Annotated in this window: 13 protein-coding genes; 12 read left to right on the forward strand and 1 reads right to left on the reverse strand. The window is 35.5% G+C overall.

The window, feature by feature from the left end; translation table 11 throughout:
• Nucleotides 1–51 precede the first annotated feature (51 nt).
• The 4 genes from LPB89_RS01885 (at nucleotide 52) to LPB89_RS01900 (ending at nucleotide 3,612) form a co-directional block, all read left to right on the forward strand.
• Nucleotides 52–804 (forward strand): SGNH/GDSL hydrolase family protein, encoded by a 753-nt coding sequence (locus LPB89_RS01885; protein WP_230700015.1) that lies wholly within the window; start codon nucleotides 52–54, stop codon nucleotides 802–804.
• A gap of 365 nt (nucleotides 805–1,169) precedes the next feature.
• Complete coding sequence (locus LPB89_RS01890) at nucleotides 1,170–1,997, forward strand: AraC family transcriptional regulator (RefSeq protein WP_230700016.1); 828 nt, start codon at nucleotides 1,170–1,172, stop codon at nucleotides 1,995–1,997.
• A gap of 68 nt (nucleotides 1,998–2,065) precedes the next feature.
• A complete protein-coding gene (locus LPB89_RS01895; protein WP_230700017.1) occupies nucleotides 2,066–3,028 on the forward strand; it encodes a nitrilase family protein in 963 nt (320 codons plus the stop codon).
• A gap of 77 nt (nucleotides 3,029–3,105) precedes the next feature.
• Entirely contained in the window at nucleotides 3,106–3,612 is a 507-nt protein-coding gene (locus tag LPB89_RS01900; protein WP_230700018.1) for a GNAT family N-acetyltransferase, read from the forward strand.
• Nucleotides 3,613–3,669: 57 nt separating this feature from the next.
• On the opposite strand, the gene LPB89_RS01905 is transcribed toward LPB89_RS01900, so the two are convergent.
• Nucleotides 3,670–4,005, reverse strand: coding sequence for a hypothetical protein (locus LPB89_RS01905; RefSeq protein WP_230700019.1), 336 nt, complete (start codon nucleotides 4,003–4,005; stop codon nucleotides 3,670–3,672).
• Between the two features lie 863 nt (nucleotides 4,006–4,868).
• Between LPB89_RS01905 and LPB89_RS01910 the strand changes: the two genes are divergently transcribed.
• The 8 genes from LPB89_RS01910 to LPB89_RS01945 all read left to right on the forward strand — a co-directional run bounded on the left by LPB89_RS01910 (nucleotide 4,869) and on the right by LPB89_RS01945 (nucleotide 16,278).
• Entirely contained in the window at nucleotides 4,869–8,126 is a 3,258-nt protein-coding gene (locus tag LPB89_RS01910; RefSeq protein ID WP_230700020.1) for a hypothetical protein, read from the forward strand.
• 12 nt (nucleotides 8,127–8,138) lie between these two features.
• Complete coding sequence (locus LPB89_RS01915; protein ID WP_230700021.1) at nucleotides 8,139–11,777, forward strand: DUF6443 domain-containing protein; 3,639 nt, start codon at nucleotides 8,139–8,141, stop codon at nucleotides 11,775–11,777.
• Entirely contained in the window at nucleotides 11,761–12,243 is a 483-nt protein-coding gene (locus LPB89_RS01920; protein WP_230700022.1) for a hypothetical protein, read from the forward strand. The genes LPB89_RS01915 and LPB89_RS01920 overlap by 17 nt, the downstream gene beginning before the upstream one ends.
• Nucleotides 12,244–12,615: 372 nt before the next feature.
• Nucleotides 12,616–12,780, forward strand: a complete 165-nt coding sequence (locus LPB89_RS01925) for a hypothetical protein (RefSeq protein WP_230700023.1) — start codon at nucleotides 12,616–12,618, stop codon at nucleotides 12,778–12,780.
• Between the two features lie 213 nt (nucleotides 12,781–12,993).
• Nucleotides 12,994–13,536 carry a hypothetical protein gene (locus tag LPB89_RS01930; RefSeq protein WP_230700024.1) on the forward strand — a complete coding sequence of 181 codons (543 nt, stop codon included), beginning with the start codon at nucleotides 12,994–12,996 and terminating at the stop codon, nucleotides 13,534–13,536.
• Nucleotides 13,537–14,080: 544 nt separating this feature from the next.
• On the forward strand, nucleotides 14,081–14,719 hold the full coding sequence (locus LPB89_RS01935) for a hypothetical protein (protein WP_230700025.1): 639 nt from the start codon (nucleotides 14,081–14,083) through the stop codon (nucleotides 14,717–14,719).
• A gap of 473 nt (nucleotides 14,720–15,192) precedes the next feature.
• Nucleotides 15,193–15,636: a hypothetical protein gene (locus tag LPB89_RS01940; protein ID WP_230700026.1), complete on the forward strand. Its 444-nt coding sequence runs from the start codon at nucleotides 15,193–15,195 to the stop codon at nucleotides 15,634–15,636.
• Between the two features lie 450 nt (nucleotides 15,637–16,086).
• Entirely contained in the window at nucleotides 16,087–16,278 is a 192-nt protein-coding gene (locus LPB89_RS01945; RefSeq protein ID WP_230700027.1) for a hypothetical protein, read from the forward strand.
• Nucleotides 16,279–16,586 lie beyond the last annotated feature (308 nt).

Here is a 16,586-nt window from a genome sequence, read left to right on the forward strand (position 1 = left end):
CTTTTTAACGTAACTATTTGTTTAGCATCTCCAACTTAATTTAACCAAATTATGACAACAGAGTTCAAACAAATAGTTATTGTTTTATTTTCAATTTTCCTTACGAGCTGCAGTTCTGATGAAATGTCTTCTCAAAACAACTTTGTCGTTGTACCTCCTGCAACAATTCCCGTCACTCCTGTTGTCAATACAATTAATTATATGGCTTTAGGAGACAGTTACACCATTGGCCAGAGTGTGTGCGAAACCTGCAGATATCCTGAACAGCTCAAAGCAAGCCTTAAAGCCCTTTATCCTCAAAAAAGCATTTCACTGGACATCATTGCCAAAACCGGCTGGACTACTACTAATTTAATTTCCGAAATAAAAACACAAAATCCAAAATCGAACTACGATCTGGTCACTTTGTTAATAGGCGTAAACAATCAATATCAGGGCAGAAATTTTTCGATTTATGAAAAAGAGTTTCCGGAATTGGTTACCAAAGCAATTGCGCTGGCCAAAGGCAATAAAAAAAATGTAATTGTTATTTCTATTCCGGATTACGCCTATACTCCGTTTGGCAAAGTCCAGATGGAAGGCCAGGGCGAAAAAATATCAGCAGAAATAAACAAATACAATATGTTTGCAGAGAATTATTGCGTGACTAATAATGTTGTATTTGTTTCCATTACTGATATTACGCGTCAGGGGCTTGTAAATCCCGGCCTGGTAGCCGGAGATGGCCTGCATCCATCCGAAAGTGCTTATAAATTATTCACAGAGAGACTATTGCCGAAGGTAAAAGCAGTACTTCAAAATTAATAGTGTTCTGCTATTTGTTTTTTCAAAGTAGCTTAAACCAGCAAACTTATCAAAAAAGACGAAATAGCTCCAAGAACAAACCATAACAATCTTGAAACGCGATTGTCGCGAATAATTTCCATTTTATTCAGATCTTCCATATTGTTGATTTATACCGCAAAAATAAAGCAACACAAAAAAGCAAATAGTCCATAAAAGTCATAAGTCTGTCAAAATAAGACAACTATTGAACTTTATAAAAAAATAATAGCTTTTATAAAGCGCCCCACCCTATCAAATCTGATCACCAAAAAGAATTCTCAGAAAATATAGTTAATTTTACTTTCCCGTGCTGTTAACAACATAGGGTAATACCAATACAGACTATGCAAGTTTTGCCTCCTAAGGAATTATCAGCTTATATAAAACATTATCTTTTTTTAGAGAACAAAAACAGCACTGCCCGGCAACTCCGCTTTTTTTCTGATGGCAATACCGGTATCGTATTTTCACAAAAGAGCAAACTGATCTCCGGATTAAGCAATTCCGAAACACAAAATTACCTGCCCGGTTCTTTTTTATACGGACAGCCAGACGGTTTTAAAAATATTTATTCGGACAACGGAATGCTGATTGTTATTGTTGTTTTTCAGCCTAATGGCATTAACCAGTTATTGGGAATTTCCGGCAGTGCATTTCGGGATGCTATTATTACTATTGATGCTGTATTGGGGAGGAAAGGCTTGGAACTTGAGGAAAAATTAGCGGAACAGGTAACAATTCAGGGGCGATTACGACTGTTAAATCAATTTTTTAAACTGATTGAAGCAAAAAAAACCAAAACCAGCCAATTAATCACAAATGCCTCACTGGATTTTATTCTCAAAAACAACGGGCAGCTTACGATCAGTCAATTAGTGACTTATACAGGTTATACGGAAAGACATATCGAAAGAAAATTTACCGAGGGCGTTGGATTAAATCCGAAACAATTTGCTAACATTATCAAACTGCATCATTTTTTAGGGCTTTTGAAAAACAAAACGGAGAATACCTCGCTCACCTCACTTTCTTACGAAGCCGGTTTTTCGGACCAGTCCCATTTAATACGGGAATTCAAAAAACACACGGGAATAACACCACGGGAGTACCTGTATCATACCGAAAAGCTAACCAATAATTTCATTGAAACCTTTCCGAAAAATACCCTTTAAATGTCGGTTTTGTACAATTTCTAAAGTACCTGTCGTGCTATTTTTGGTCTATCTTAATTGTTTACCAAATGAAAAATCTAAAAATAGCTACTGCCCAGTTTGAAAACAGGAGCGGCGACAAAGAGTACAATTTATCTGTAATTGAAAAACTTTCAGAGAAAGCATCCCATGAAGATTGTGATGTAATCGCATTTCACGAATGTTCTGTCACAGGATATACGTTTGCCCGTCATTTATCAAAGGAACAACTGCTTGAGGCAGCAGAAATCATCCCTGAGGGCAACAGCATTCTAAAGCTTACAGCAATAGCAAAAAAGAATAACATTATTGTATTGGCGGGGCTTTTTGAAAAAGATGAAAATAACAATTTATTCAAAGCTTATGTCTGTGTCGACAAAAATGGTTTAGTGGCCAAATACAGAAAACTGCATCCGTTTATCAATCCGTATCTCACTCCGGGAGACGCTTATTGCATTTTTGAAATCGGCGGCTGGAAATGCGGCATCCTGATTTGTTACGACAATAATATCATCGAAAATGTGCGCGCCACCGCTCTTCTGGGAGCTCAGATTATCTTCATGCCACACGTGACCATGTGTACCCCTTCTACGAGGCCGGGCGCCGGCTTTGTGGCTCCCGAACTTTGGAAGAACCGTGAAACCGACCCCACTTCCCTGCGAATAGAATTTGACGGAATGAAAGGCCGTGACTGGCTGCTGAAATGGCTGCCGGCAAGAGCGTATGACAATGCCATTTATGCGGTCTTTTCAAACCCCATCGGTATGGACGACGACCAGCTGAAAAACGGATGTTCCATGATTCTTGATCCTTTTGGCGATATCATTACCGAATGCCGCTCTTTTGACGACTCTTTTGCAACAGCGATCCTTACTCCCGAAAAATGCCTTCAGGCCGGAGGAAATCGTTATATAAAAGCCCGAAGACCCGATTTATATAAAGACATTATTGGTCAGGATCATATAGCTGAACAAAATGTAGCATGGCTTAGCACTGAAGAAAAAAAGAGTTAAAACCACCAATCGCAAAGCATTTCAACTCTTAAAAATTTATCTTTGGTGTAGATTCATCTACAGCATACTTACAACTAATGGAATTTTTTAACACAACAAATCAGGATATCGATGCCGTTTTCGATATCTATCAGCAAGCTACCGCTTATCAAAAAACCGTCAACACAAAAAGCTGGAGAGGCTTTGAAAAAACACTGATCGAAAAGGAGATTGAAGAGCACCGGCATTTTATAATCCGGGAAGAAGGCGAAATTGCCTGTACTTTTGTGCTCACTTTCAACGATTTGATTATCTGGAAAGAAGCTGCTGCAGATCCTGCCGTCTACCTTCACCGTATTGCCACAAATCCAAAATTCCGGGGACAATCGTATGTCAAAAAAATCGTAGAATGGGTTAAGGCCTATGCCAGGGAAAACGGTAAAGAATATATCCGACTGGATACCCATAGCGGCAACGAAAGAATAAACCAATATTACACAAGCTGCGGTTTCGATTACAAAGGAATCAGCACTATAGAATGGACACCGGAATTACCGGAACATTATAAAGAAGGCTCTTTTAGTTTGTTTGAGATTAAGCTTTAAAAACAAAGCCCTTGCGGAATTTTCACAGGGGCTTTGTTTTTTCATAATGATGCGCTATTATTTATAATTTTCAAAATCAACCTCGACTTTTTCAAACTGTTCCGCCTTTTCTAAAATCGAATTGATACGGTGCAGGCCGTCCTGATTATTATCGGCCATAATAAAGGCAAATCCCCAGATATCTCTGGAGACTGTAAATTTTCCTGCTTCGGAGTCTATGGTCATCAGCACCTCATCGTTCATCCACAGATCCAGAATATCAATCATTTTTGGGTTTATTTCTTTGATTGCCTCCATAAAATCCGGGAAAAAGCTTTCCTTTTCGGCCCCGCCAAAAACATCGATCAAAAGTTCCTCTGACTGGTATCCCGGCCGAAAATAATACTGATACATTTTTTTTCTGTTTTAGTTAAGCAATAATAAGCAGTTCTCTTTTATAAGTAGAAACTTTTTAGAAGGAATTTTGCCTTTCCTTTTACACTTGTCCTGACAGTTGTGACATGGCTTTTTTGAATGTAATTTTCCCGTCACGTTACCGTCACCGCTCCGTCACTCCTATACATGAACTTTATAGTAGATTTTTGGTAGATTTGGTCCTTTTTTGTCATATTGTCAGGGATTTTGGTGGTTGTTTTTGCGTTTCTTTGTTCTTCTCATGTACTAAAAGAGCAGTTCATGGTCCTCAAAATCAAATACCAATCGTATCTTTTTTTACTTTCTTAAAAGTATAGTTTCTTTTAAAATGAACAGCTTTTTTCGTTTTTGATCCTCTTTTGAAACGATTTTACTACGAATATCAAATGAAACCCAACACTTATCAATCGCTTTTTGTGTAAATCACTTTATTCTATACGTTTGCAGTATCTAATTTCAAGAACAACCAAAAATATGTTTAAAGAAGGGGAATGGCTATATTGGCAGCAGGTCTGTTTTTTTTTTAAAATTATGAAGGTTTTTGAGACTATTTTATTTGCAAAATAAAAATCAAAAAATGTGAGAAAACGTAAAAATATTACCCATGAGTTAACTAGATTCGCATTCGGAATTAACACTCCGATTAATGATCCTTATTTATGAAAAAACTGTGCTTGCTACTTCTCTTATCGTCTTGTTTAAGTGCGCTCAACACTTCTTTGGGAAAAATACCGGATGCAAACGGGATCTGTTCATTTTACTAATTATGAACATAAATAGTACTTCACTGCCCTTACTATAACACTCTATTTTATAAAAACAATTAAAACTATAATTCTAAAATGACTAAAAACACAAAATTAAAATTAACGTTTTTAACCTTTTCATTATTTTTTAAGATTTCAGTTATTTGTTCACAAAATACGTACGAACCTAAAATTTTCCCTCCTGATCCCAATGTTCAGCTTATGAATAAGTTTCTGGAGCAGCCTGTTTCTTTAAACACAGGACTGGCTAATGTTTCAATACCCCTCTATACCATTAGTTTAGACGGCTTACAGCTACCCCTAAATTTAGATTATTTTACCGGAGGCATCAGGGTTAACGAAATGGCCTCAGAAGTTGGCCTGGGCTGGACTCTGAATTTAGGAGGAAGTATCTCAAGGGCGGTGAGAGGTAATCCGGATGATTTAAGCGGAATTGGATATATGGAAACTCCCTATACCGTTGCGCAGGCAAGAGCAGGAATGGAGGATGTGGATTACATAAGTGAATTACAGTACCTTGATCAAAGAGATTTTGAACCGGATGTTTTTACCATTAGTTGTTTGAGTTTTAGCGGAAAGTTTTATTTTGATAAAGCGCAGAATGAGTTTATACAGGTCCCTAAAACAGATGCGAAAATCACGTACAATAGAAATTCTGCCGGACAGATAATTTCATGGGTTTTGACGGACGATAAAGGAAATCAATATTTTTTCGGGCAAACAGAAGACCTTTCAAGAACACAGATTGAGAGAAGCAGTTCAACAAAGTCAATTTCATATACAGAGACGGGAATTGTTGGCGGCGAGTCCAATATAGCAGACCATATTATTACATGGTACCTTACGGAAGTAAAAACGGTAGCTTCTAATAAAATAAGTTTCTTTTACACTGAAACTGCTGAATATCCTGACAGGATTAAGACAGGTGAAAGTTTTCTATATAAGGGAGACCGTTTTGCTGAACAGGAACTCTCTTATGGTTTTTTACACCGAACGATAAAAAATACGTCTGTTTCTAAAATTGAAACAAAAAATGAGCAAATTCTTATTGCGCAAAGCAGCCAGTCGAGATTAGACGCAACGAATGCCAAAAGTCTGGAATTTATCGCCGTACTCAATAACAAAGGCAGCCAGATTAAAAAATTCAAATTCAATTATGGGTATTTTTCTTCTTTGGAAAACACCAATGAAACCCGAATTTCAAATCCGGAGCAATATAAATATCGTTTAAAACTTTTGTCTTTAAACGAACTCAATACTGTAAATACTGCCATTAAAACGACCAGTTTTACTTACGAAAACAATTTTCTTCCCAACAGAAATTCAAATGCACAAGATGCCTGGGGCTTTTACAATGGAAAATCAAATGTAACCTTAATTCCGGATCTTGCACAGATAACCAAAATCAACAGAAGCTTTTTAGCCAATAGGAATATTGATGAGGACTTATCCAAAGCTTTTATACTTAAAAGCATGAAACTTCCAACAGGAGGAACTGTCGAATATGAGTACGAATCGAACCGGGCGGGTTTTATTGAGAACAAATCCTATCCTGAAAATTTTGATCAAAAAGAAAGTAAAGCACTTTATTTTACGCCACTGGTTCCGGATCCGGGTCCGGAAGGAAACGGCAATTTAAATTTTGACAATTATTACCGCCAAAATTTTACCATTCAGAATATAGCCGGTCCGGTGGCGCTAACCGTAAATATTGAAGGCTGCTCTAATAGTCCTGTCCCCTCTTTGGATTGTCATTTTTTCCTAAAAATTAAAGGAATCACAAATCCGGGGTATACGCAGAATATTTATAGTGGCCAATTTACTTTAAACCTGCCTGATGGCGAATATTATGTTGAAGCAACCAAAAATGGTTCTCCTGTTTCTAACTATGCCTTTACCTCGTCTTTATTTTGGAACGAGAAAATGTTAAGTCCGGAAGGAGGAGAACGGGTTGGAGGGCTACGTATCGCAAAAGTAACCCTGAAAGAAGCCAATCAGCCTGATATCGTTAAGGAATTTAAATACATTAACCCTGGACTTGGTGTGACCAGTGGCAGAATGTATCAGTATCCTATATTTTTTGAAAAGGACTACAATGGTAAAGGTAATGGTAACTCTTTTAATGCAACTTCGAGTAGTGTCGCGCAAACATCCTTAACGGCAAATACGCCTGTTTCGTATCAATATGCAACAGTTCTAATGCCTTCTGCTAAAGATTCAAAATTAAACGGTAAAGTTGAATACGAATATGCTACTGGTTTTTCTTCTTTGCTAATCTATAGTCAATCTAATACCATTAGTGTTAATAAAACAGAAAAAAATATTGGATGGCTGGAAGGAAAACTCCTCCATGAGAAAACATATTCCTATGATAATAATACCTATAATTTAATAGAAGAAACTATCAATAATTATGAAATTTTAGATCAAAAAAGCATTCAGGACTTTGGAGTGCTTTTTGAACATAGAGGGCAGTATCCTAGCAGTCCTGGAGGAGGAGCTAATGCAGGTGCTAACTTTTATATGTATGAATTTTATTATCTTTTTACAGGAAGACATAAAATGACCTGGTCATTAAATACAAAGTACCTTATCAACGGACCCGTTGAGCAACTGACCAATTACCAATATAAGACTGAGACCGATTTATTAAAATCACAAAAAGAAAGAACGTCTCTTACAAATGAAGAAACAGAAACGAAATACTATTATGCTCCTGATGCCGAAATGAGTACGGAACCCTTCATCAACGAATTAAAAACAGCCAATATTGTTAGTACCCCTCTGGTCGTACAAACCTTTAAAGCGGGAGTAAAATTATCGGAGCAAAAAACAGTTTACGATAAAAGTACTGCTACCAGCGCTTTATTGCTTCCCAAATCAGTATATGCCAACAAAGGATTAGCTGCTATAAATGTAAATCTGGATAAAAAAATTACTTTTAATCAATACGATACAAACGGAAACATTCTTCAATATACTTTAGAGAGCGGTGTTCCGGTGAGCATTATCTGGGGTTATACCAAAACACAGCCGATTGCCAAAATAGAAAATGCCACCATCCCGCAAATTACCACAGCATTAGGTGTTTCAGACCTTAGTGCTTTAAACGAAACGAATCTTACCGCTATCAACAACTTACGAAATAATAGCACTTTTGTTAATGCTATGATCACCACCTACACCTTTATTCCCGGGGTAGGCATCAGTACCAGAACCGATCCTAAAGGAGATACTACCACTTTTACCTATGATACTTTCGGAAGGCTGGAATTCGTAAAAGATAAAAACGGAAATATCCTTTCTGAGAACCAATACAATTACAAACCCTAAACCAAAAACAGCATGAAAAACTTTATAAAACTTCTTTTGGTTTTGTTTCCTGTTATGGTCATTGGCCAGACAAACACTCAAAATTATATCAAGACGGTAACTTACAAAACAGCTGTTACCCAGAAAATCATAACCCCCACCCCTGCTCAGGCCTCCCAAAATGTAACCTATTTTGACGGACTCGGAAGACCTGTACAGCAAATTGCCGTGCAGCAGTCTAATTCAGGTAATGACATTGTAACCCCGATTGAGTACGATGGTTTCGGCAGGCAGGTAAAGGAATACCTTCCGTTTGCTTCGTCCCAAACCACTTCGGCTTATATCAATCCAACAACCCTGGTTTCGGATTTAGTTGCGCAATACAAAACGAATTATGGGACTATCAATGCCAACCCCTGTAGTGAGAAACAATTAGAAGCTTCTCCTCTGAACCGTGTCCTGAAACAGGCCGCTCCCGGAAACGACTGGAGCCTTGGATTGGGGCATGAGATCAAAATGGACTACCAGACCAATGTTGACAATGAGGTCAGACTCTTTACGGCTAACGCTGCCTGGGATCCTGCTATAGGACTGTATGCCATCTCTTTTTCAAACACTGGCACCTATGCCGCCGGACAACTGTACAAAACAGTCACTTATGACGAGAATACGGCAGCTCCGCTATCAGAGCTAAATGGTTCGACAGTAGAATTTAAAAATAAAGAGGGTCAGGTAGTACTAAAAAGAACCTATGGTACTGTAGGAACCGGAACCACAAATGAAAAACACGATACCTATTATGTCTATGATGCTTATGGTAACTTAACCTATGTGGTCCCGCCAAAAGCAACCGATCTTATTGGGGCTCCCACAGGCCTGCAAGCTGACGTGACCTCATCATCTCAAGTGCCTGCGGGGACTTCTTTACCCTTAATAGCTTCTAATTCGATTCGATTATTACCCGGATTTCAATTTAAGGCGCAGGCAGGAAGTACTTTTAGTGCTGTTATTGACAATGGTAATCAAACGATTCTCGACAATTTATGTTACCAGTACAAATACGACTACCGAAACCGCATGGTAGAGAAAAAACTACCGGGTAAACAATGGGAGTTTATCGTGTATGACAAACTCGACAGACCCGTAGCCATAGGACCTGCCAATTCCCCTTTTTCGGATCTTACTTCGGTGGGATGGCTCATTACCAAATACGATGCTTTCAACCGCCCTATACTGACGGCATGGTTACCGGCCACCGTAACTAATGCTACCAGAAATACAGTACAGACAAACCAAAATAACAATAGCGCTAACTTTAGCGAAACCAAAACGGCAACGGCAACCAATACTACTATAAAAGGAGTCGATTTCCGTTACAGTAATGTTGCCTGGCCAACTGCAGATTATCATGTCCTGACGGTAAATTATTATGACGATTATAATTTTCCCAATACACCTGTAATGGAAACAAGCGTTGCAAATGGTGACCAGCTTGTGTATTACAACAATACAACCCAAAAACCTAAAGGACTTGCGACGGCAACCTGGACCAGGGTTCCTGATGCCAGTACCGACTATAAAAACGAACAGACCTATACCTTTTATGATGAAAAAGCAAGACCTGTTCGTTCCTATACCAAAAACTTTCTGGGAGGGTATACCTACACTGACAGTAAACTGGACAGCTTTTCCGGACAATTGCAGTACAGCATTACCCGACATAAAAGATCACCTTTGGCCTCTGATCTTGAAATCCTGACCAAAGACGCTTTTACCTATTCTGATCAGGACAGGTTAAAAACTCAGACCCACCAGATTAACGGAGGTACAATCGAGGTAATTGCCAATAATTCTTATGATGAGTTGGGACAGCTGATTTCTAAAAAAGTTGGAAATACGATTGCGGCTCCAACCCAAAAAGTAGATTATACCTATAACATTCGCGGATGGATGACGGGTATTAACGATATTACGGCTTTAACCAAAGCCGGAGACCCAAAAGATTTGTTTGCTTTTAAGATTAATTATAATACAAATCCTTCTGGGATTGCTAATGTCAAACCACTCTACAATGGAAACATCTCAGAAACCCAGTGGGCAACCAACTATGACAATGGAATTCTAAGAACGTATGGTTATAAGTACGATAACTTAAACCGACTTAGAGAAGCTGTTTATAAAAAAGGAGCCGTACTAAACAACTACAATGAAAGTATTTGGTACGACAAAAATGGGAATATCACAAACCTGACCCGATACGGAAGTACTAATGATAATTCCCAGACCCTCATCGACAATTTGACCTATAGCTATAAAGATAGTAACAAGGCTAACCAATTGATGAAGGTTACTGACGCAGTGGTGAATAATGCCTCCTTTATAAATGAGTTCAAAGACAGTCCTTCAAACAGTGTTGATGATTACAGTTATGATGCCAATGGTAATATGATCAAAGACATCAATAAAAATATAACGGCTATTACCTATAATCAATTGAACCTGTCCACTAAGATAACTTTTGCAACCACAGGGAATATTGGTTACATTTACAATGCTGTAGGAGAAAAAGTGCAGAAAATTGTAAAAGAAACTGGAAAACCTGACGTAACAATTGATTATTTGGATGGTTACCAATATGAAACTCAAAACAATATCACAGCACTAAAATTTTTCTCAACAGCCGAAGGCTACGTTGAACCTTCGGGAAGTTCGTATAAATATATTTATCAGTACAAAGATCATTTGGGTAACATTCGTTTGAGTTATGATAAAACTCTCGCTATTAAAGAAGAGAGTAATTTCTATCCGTTTGGTTTAAAACAAGAAGGGTATAATAATATTAAAACTGGTGTCGAGAATAAGTATAAGTACAATGGAAAAGAGTTCCAAGACGAAAATATTGGTGGCTTTCAGTTGAATTTATATGACTATGGAGCAAGAAATTATGACCCTGCTGTAGCGCGTTGGATGAACATTGATCCTATGGCTGAAAAAGGTCGAAGATGGTCTCCATACAATTATGCAGTGGATAATCCTGTTTACTTTATAGACCCTGATGGAATGTGGCCAGATAATCCTTTTACTGGATTAATTGATAGAGCTAAATCTGCAGTGAGAAATTACGTTGCAAATAAAGTAAGTCAAGTTGTTTCTGCGGCTAAAAGTTATGTTCATCAAAAATCTGTTGCCATCTTAGATAAAATAACTCCTGATGTTAAAATAGGAAAGGCTGAAAAAGCTCAAAAAGGTTCTGGTTCTGGTGTTAGTTTTGCAACTGAAGGAGGAAAGCAAGGCGGGATGACAACAGACCAAGGAGGCAGAGAAACAAAACAAGTTGATATAAGTGTCGTTGTTGGATTAACAGAAGTTTATGGCGTGCCAACAACAGTACCTGGTGTAGCTCCTGATGGCAGTAATCCTTTTGTGAAAAGCGCAGACGGAGGTGATGAAGTAAAATCTGAATCAACAATGAGTAAAACTGATAATAATGAAATTCAAATATCAGTACCAGAAGTGACATTTGATGAAAGTGCTAATTCAAAATCAGCTAATTTACATACTAAAGATACTGTTGTTAGTAAAAAAGATTCTGCAAGAGTAACTAATGAAGCTCAAAAGAAACAGCAAAAACGTATAGAAAATTTTAACAAAAAATATGGAACAGATTTTTAAGATAACTAAATGTGTATTTATTGCATTGATAATTATTTCATGTAATAATAAAAAAGAGGAAAGTTCAAAAGAAGAGTTAAATAAGAGTAAAATTTTGTATTGTAGTTTTCCTGATACTGTAAAAATAAATAAAGTCATTGACGGTAAGATTCAATATGACGTCAGTAATGTCGATTCTAAAATAACTAGTAGCAGGTTTTTGGAGCTTCTATTATCAACAAGTATAAACAAAGAACTAGCCAATTATAATGAAATTGAGAAAAATGTTTTATTATCTTATGTTGATTCACTAAACACGGGTACGTTTGAATTTAAAGCTGTTTTTGAAAAAAAGGGTAAGCAAATGCTAAATGTAGTTATAAGAGATAATAAATTTTTAAAACCTCAAAAAAATACACCAGCAGATAAAATAATCTTGAGGAGACAGGACTGCTTATTTTCGAAAGAGGTTTTTGTAGTCGATTAAAAAGTACAATGTAATAGAATTAAAAGTGACTTTTCCTGAAAAAAGTTGACTGGATTAGTAATATAAAAATAGTTAAATCGGAACAGAATTATTTTTGTTCCGATTTATTTTTTTCCAACTGTTTAGTTTGACTTGATTTTGTAAATGTGCTTTATTTGGAGTCAGCATATTTATTGATAAATGCACTCAGCTTTAAGTAGTGTTCAAACTACAGCAGCAAAAGCAGTACAAGCTGTATCGAGCGCAATATCAAGTCTTGGAATAAATAAAGTAGATGGCTATAGTGTTATTGGTAATAAAAAAGGTATTTCTGATACTACTGTTTTTTTTCTGAGGCAAAAGGTGCTAAATCAGTGCTAACCTTGATGGGAGATGTTAATTGTAGGGCTTGCAGATGCTTATTCAACAGATTTAGGAGGAAATAAAGTTATGGATGGAGCAAATATATTTTCTAATTTAGTACAAACTTTTGGTAATCCAATAGAAGGCGCTAATACTGCAGATTCTAATTCAAATTCGACAAGTACTAAGTACTAATTCTAAAGAAGGTACAGTTACAAGCGCAAAGAATAAATTATTCTTCCACTGATGTCGTGAGAGGAAATGCTTCTCAGGTACATACGCCTACACCTAAAGATACAGTTGTTAAAACAAAAGGTAGAAGTATGGTTCCTGCAATGAACACCAGAGACTCAGTCAGAGCAGTACAGCAAACAGAAGCTAAAAATAAATTACCTATAAAATATTAATATGTTTAGAAAAAGAATAAAACCCGTAATTCTTATTATTGTAACAACTATTCAATTATTTGTTTCTTGTAAAGAAGAAAAAAAAATAAGGCAAGATGATATGAAAAAAGTTGCTCAAAAACCAATTGAATATGCTATCGAATTTCCAGATACTGTTGTTGTTAATGAGTTAAACGATGGCATTATTAAATATAAAAGTAAGTTAGATACTATTATTACAACTTTTGGCGATAGAAAAAAAAATAGATACACCCGTTTTATTCTAACGACAACTAAAAATCCAAATTATGACTTTAAACATCTAAAGGAAACTGTAAGAGATACTTTTGGAGCTATAAATAATAGAAAAATTACATTTTACAGGATTACATTTTCAAAATCTGGAGTTTATTATTTGGACGGTATTATTAATGATATTGTTTTAATAGACTTAGATAAAAAAGATAAAGCTGGAGATGATTTATCAAGATTTATAGAACAAGAAGAACGGGTTACTAAAAAAGTGGTTGTAATAAATAGACCTGCGCCTAAACCTACCCTATAGATTTATCGGTAGTGTTTCAAAGTTAGTAATATGAGATTTAACATTTCTAACGTATTGAAATAGAATAAATATCAGCAAAAAATAATTTAAAGATGAGTAGTAATGCTCACCAGCTCTGCGAAGAGTTCTTATAAGGTGCTGTGCGAATGTCTCTGACTTTACATCCATGAAACAAAAAAAGCCACTTCATTATAGACTACCCCAAAAAAATTAGACACTATTTGTGGACAGTCTACTCTGACTTTGCGCAATTTTTTTTTGTTCTCATGAAAATTAAAATCTGATAAAAGTCTCCCGACTTTTTAAGTTTGGTTAATGAATACTGATTTGATATAGCAGATAACATTCTAAGAAAATTAGTTTTAAAGTCAGAGACTTTATGAGATTTCTGTTTTAATTATATTAGTTTAAAACGGCGCAAAGTCAGAGACATTTGCGAAGCGTCGATGAAGACTTCGGGTAGCTGGGAATCATTCAAAATTTTATATACTCTTTTTACAGACCATATGACAGATACTATTAGAAGTTTAAATTTAATTAAATTATGAAAAAAACAATATTTTTAAGATTATTATTTATTACTATTCTATTTACCAGTTGTAATGGTCAAGTAATAAATAAAGAAGATATTAACACATATATTAATAGTAAAGGTGAGTTTGACAAAATTTTGACCTCTCATTTTCCAAATAAGCTTGTTGCATATCCATATACAATTATCAACAATAAAAATAAAGCTAAACACGATATCTGTTTCATGCTATACGAGCATAATGTAGATTCAGTAAAAATTGATTCAGTAATAAATAAATATCATTTTGTTGCTAAATATACATATCGAGATTCATGTCTTTTTTTAATTAATAGATTCGAAACAAAAGATACTTATGAAAATAGAAAAAAGGTTGAAATATTAGATTCACTACTAGTAAATAGAGATTGCTATAAAATGAAGTACCCAGTACCAAATTTTAAGGTTTATAATCCTACAGATGATAGTAACATAAAACTAGATGAAAGTTTTAATATTTATGTATTAGATGCTAAATCAGGAAATCGCTTTGAAAATTTCGATTTACTACCTAATCTACAAATGCCTCCTGAATGGCAAAATGGATATTCAAAAGGAATAGCAAGTAGCAAAAAGAGTAAGACTTTAATATATTGGAGCATTATTTGGTAAATAATATGGATAATGTTTCAGATGTGTTGGTAGTTAATAATTCCACCTAACAGTTACAGATAATTAGAGATTCATAGTAAAATTGCATAAAAATTAAAACAACCTTCCAGTTGTCCAAAATAAAAAAAGCCATCCCGCTCCTCGAAGTGTTCTTATGAAAAACTGTGCCCCGTTCCTCGATGTGTTCCTTTATGAAAAGCTGCGCAAATGTCACTCTGACTTTGCACAATTTTTTTGTTCTCGTAAAAATTAAAACCTGATAAAAATCTTCCGACTTTTTAAGTTTGGTTATTGATTAATACTGATTTGATACAGCAGATAACATTCTAAAAAAATTAGTTTTAAAGTCAGAGACTTTATGAGATTTCTGGTTTAATTATATTTGCTTAAAATGACGCAAAGTCAGAGACATTTTCGGAGCGTCGATGAAGACTTCATGGAGCTGGGTACAAACATATAAAAAACGATATTTAATGATTTATAAATTAAGTTTAGCAACAGTATTATTAAAGCTTTTACTAATTGGGATAGCATTCAACAGTTTGTTTTATTTAGCTACTAAAAATTTTAATTATGTAGTTTATTTAATTTCTTTTATAATTATTATTGGATTTGAAGTTTTGATATTCTTCTTAAAACCATTTTTACACAAAATCATTATACTTGAAAATTCAATCTGTTTCTGTTATAAAAAATTTTTGATAAATAGTTATTCTGAAAAAGTGAAGAAAGAACAACTTAGTTTCTCATACAAACCTGAAATAGGAGCCAGAGGAAGTGAGGTTGACGAATTGAGATTTTACATTAATGGAAAGAAAATAACTGGAATAGGAAGAGGTTTTGATGGTTGGAAGCAAGAGACTATATATGATATTATCAAAGAATTCGAAAACTTAAACATAAATAAAATAGAATAAATGAAAACAAGAAATAAAATATTGATTCTAGTTATTGCTTCTGTCATTGGCATTTTCTATTCAATACACTTGCTATATAGCAAGAAGGGATACCTAAATACAAGCGATTATATAGCGCTAAGTGTTACCTCTATATTTGTAATAGGATTAGATTTTTATTTTATTAACAAATGGAAAAAAGAAGAGATAGAGTAAAATTTAAAAAATAGATTTTATAGCACTTTAAAGTGTATCAAACTGTTAAAATAGAATTCAAGTTAGCTGTCTGTGCTGGCGAGCGTCCAGCTCGTGAACGCAAGCAAAATCAATAATTGCAACACTTGGTAGCGCAACACCCGTTGGCTGAACAAATGAGACGTCATAGTCCATATAGTTATGCTTTTAATAATCCTATTTATTTTATTGATCCTAATGGTATGAAAGCAGCGAGAGCAAAAGAGTGGGTAAAAGATGGGGAAATATAGATCTACTGACCCAGATGGAATGCAGGCAGATGTTATAATTTTGACTTTTCAAAATGATACAGCTAAAACAGCTTATGAAAATACAGTAAATAAAGCATTAGGAGATTGGAAGTGTATCGATAGCCTCAACAGGAGTTCAGGTTGTTACGACAGAACAACAACAAGCATTTTACAATGAATATAGTGCTGTTGTAGATAGAGCCCCTACATAGTAACCCAAACTGTAATGGAAGGAAGTGTCAATACTAATGTAGGAAGTTTTGCCACATGGCAGATGTAAAAGCATTTGATGGCGCAGTCAAAGACGGAACTACGAGTGCTGAAGCAATTATTCATGAAACTGTGGAGCAACATGATAAAGTATAAATGGGACTAAAACAAGATCAGACAGGTTCACTAGAAGATTTACGGTTGCGTATAATAAAGCATCAAACTCAGAAGATAAGGTTAATGGAAATAGAAGAGTAGCTGATGGTAATCTTTCAT

The sequence above is a fragment of the Flavobacterium sp. ENC genome (genome assembly GCF_020991415.1).
In the GTDB taxonomy this organism is placed as follows: Bacteria; Bacteroidota; Bacteroidia; order Flavobacteriales; family Flavobacteriaceae; genus Flavobacterium.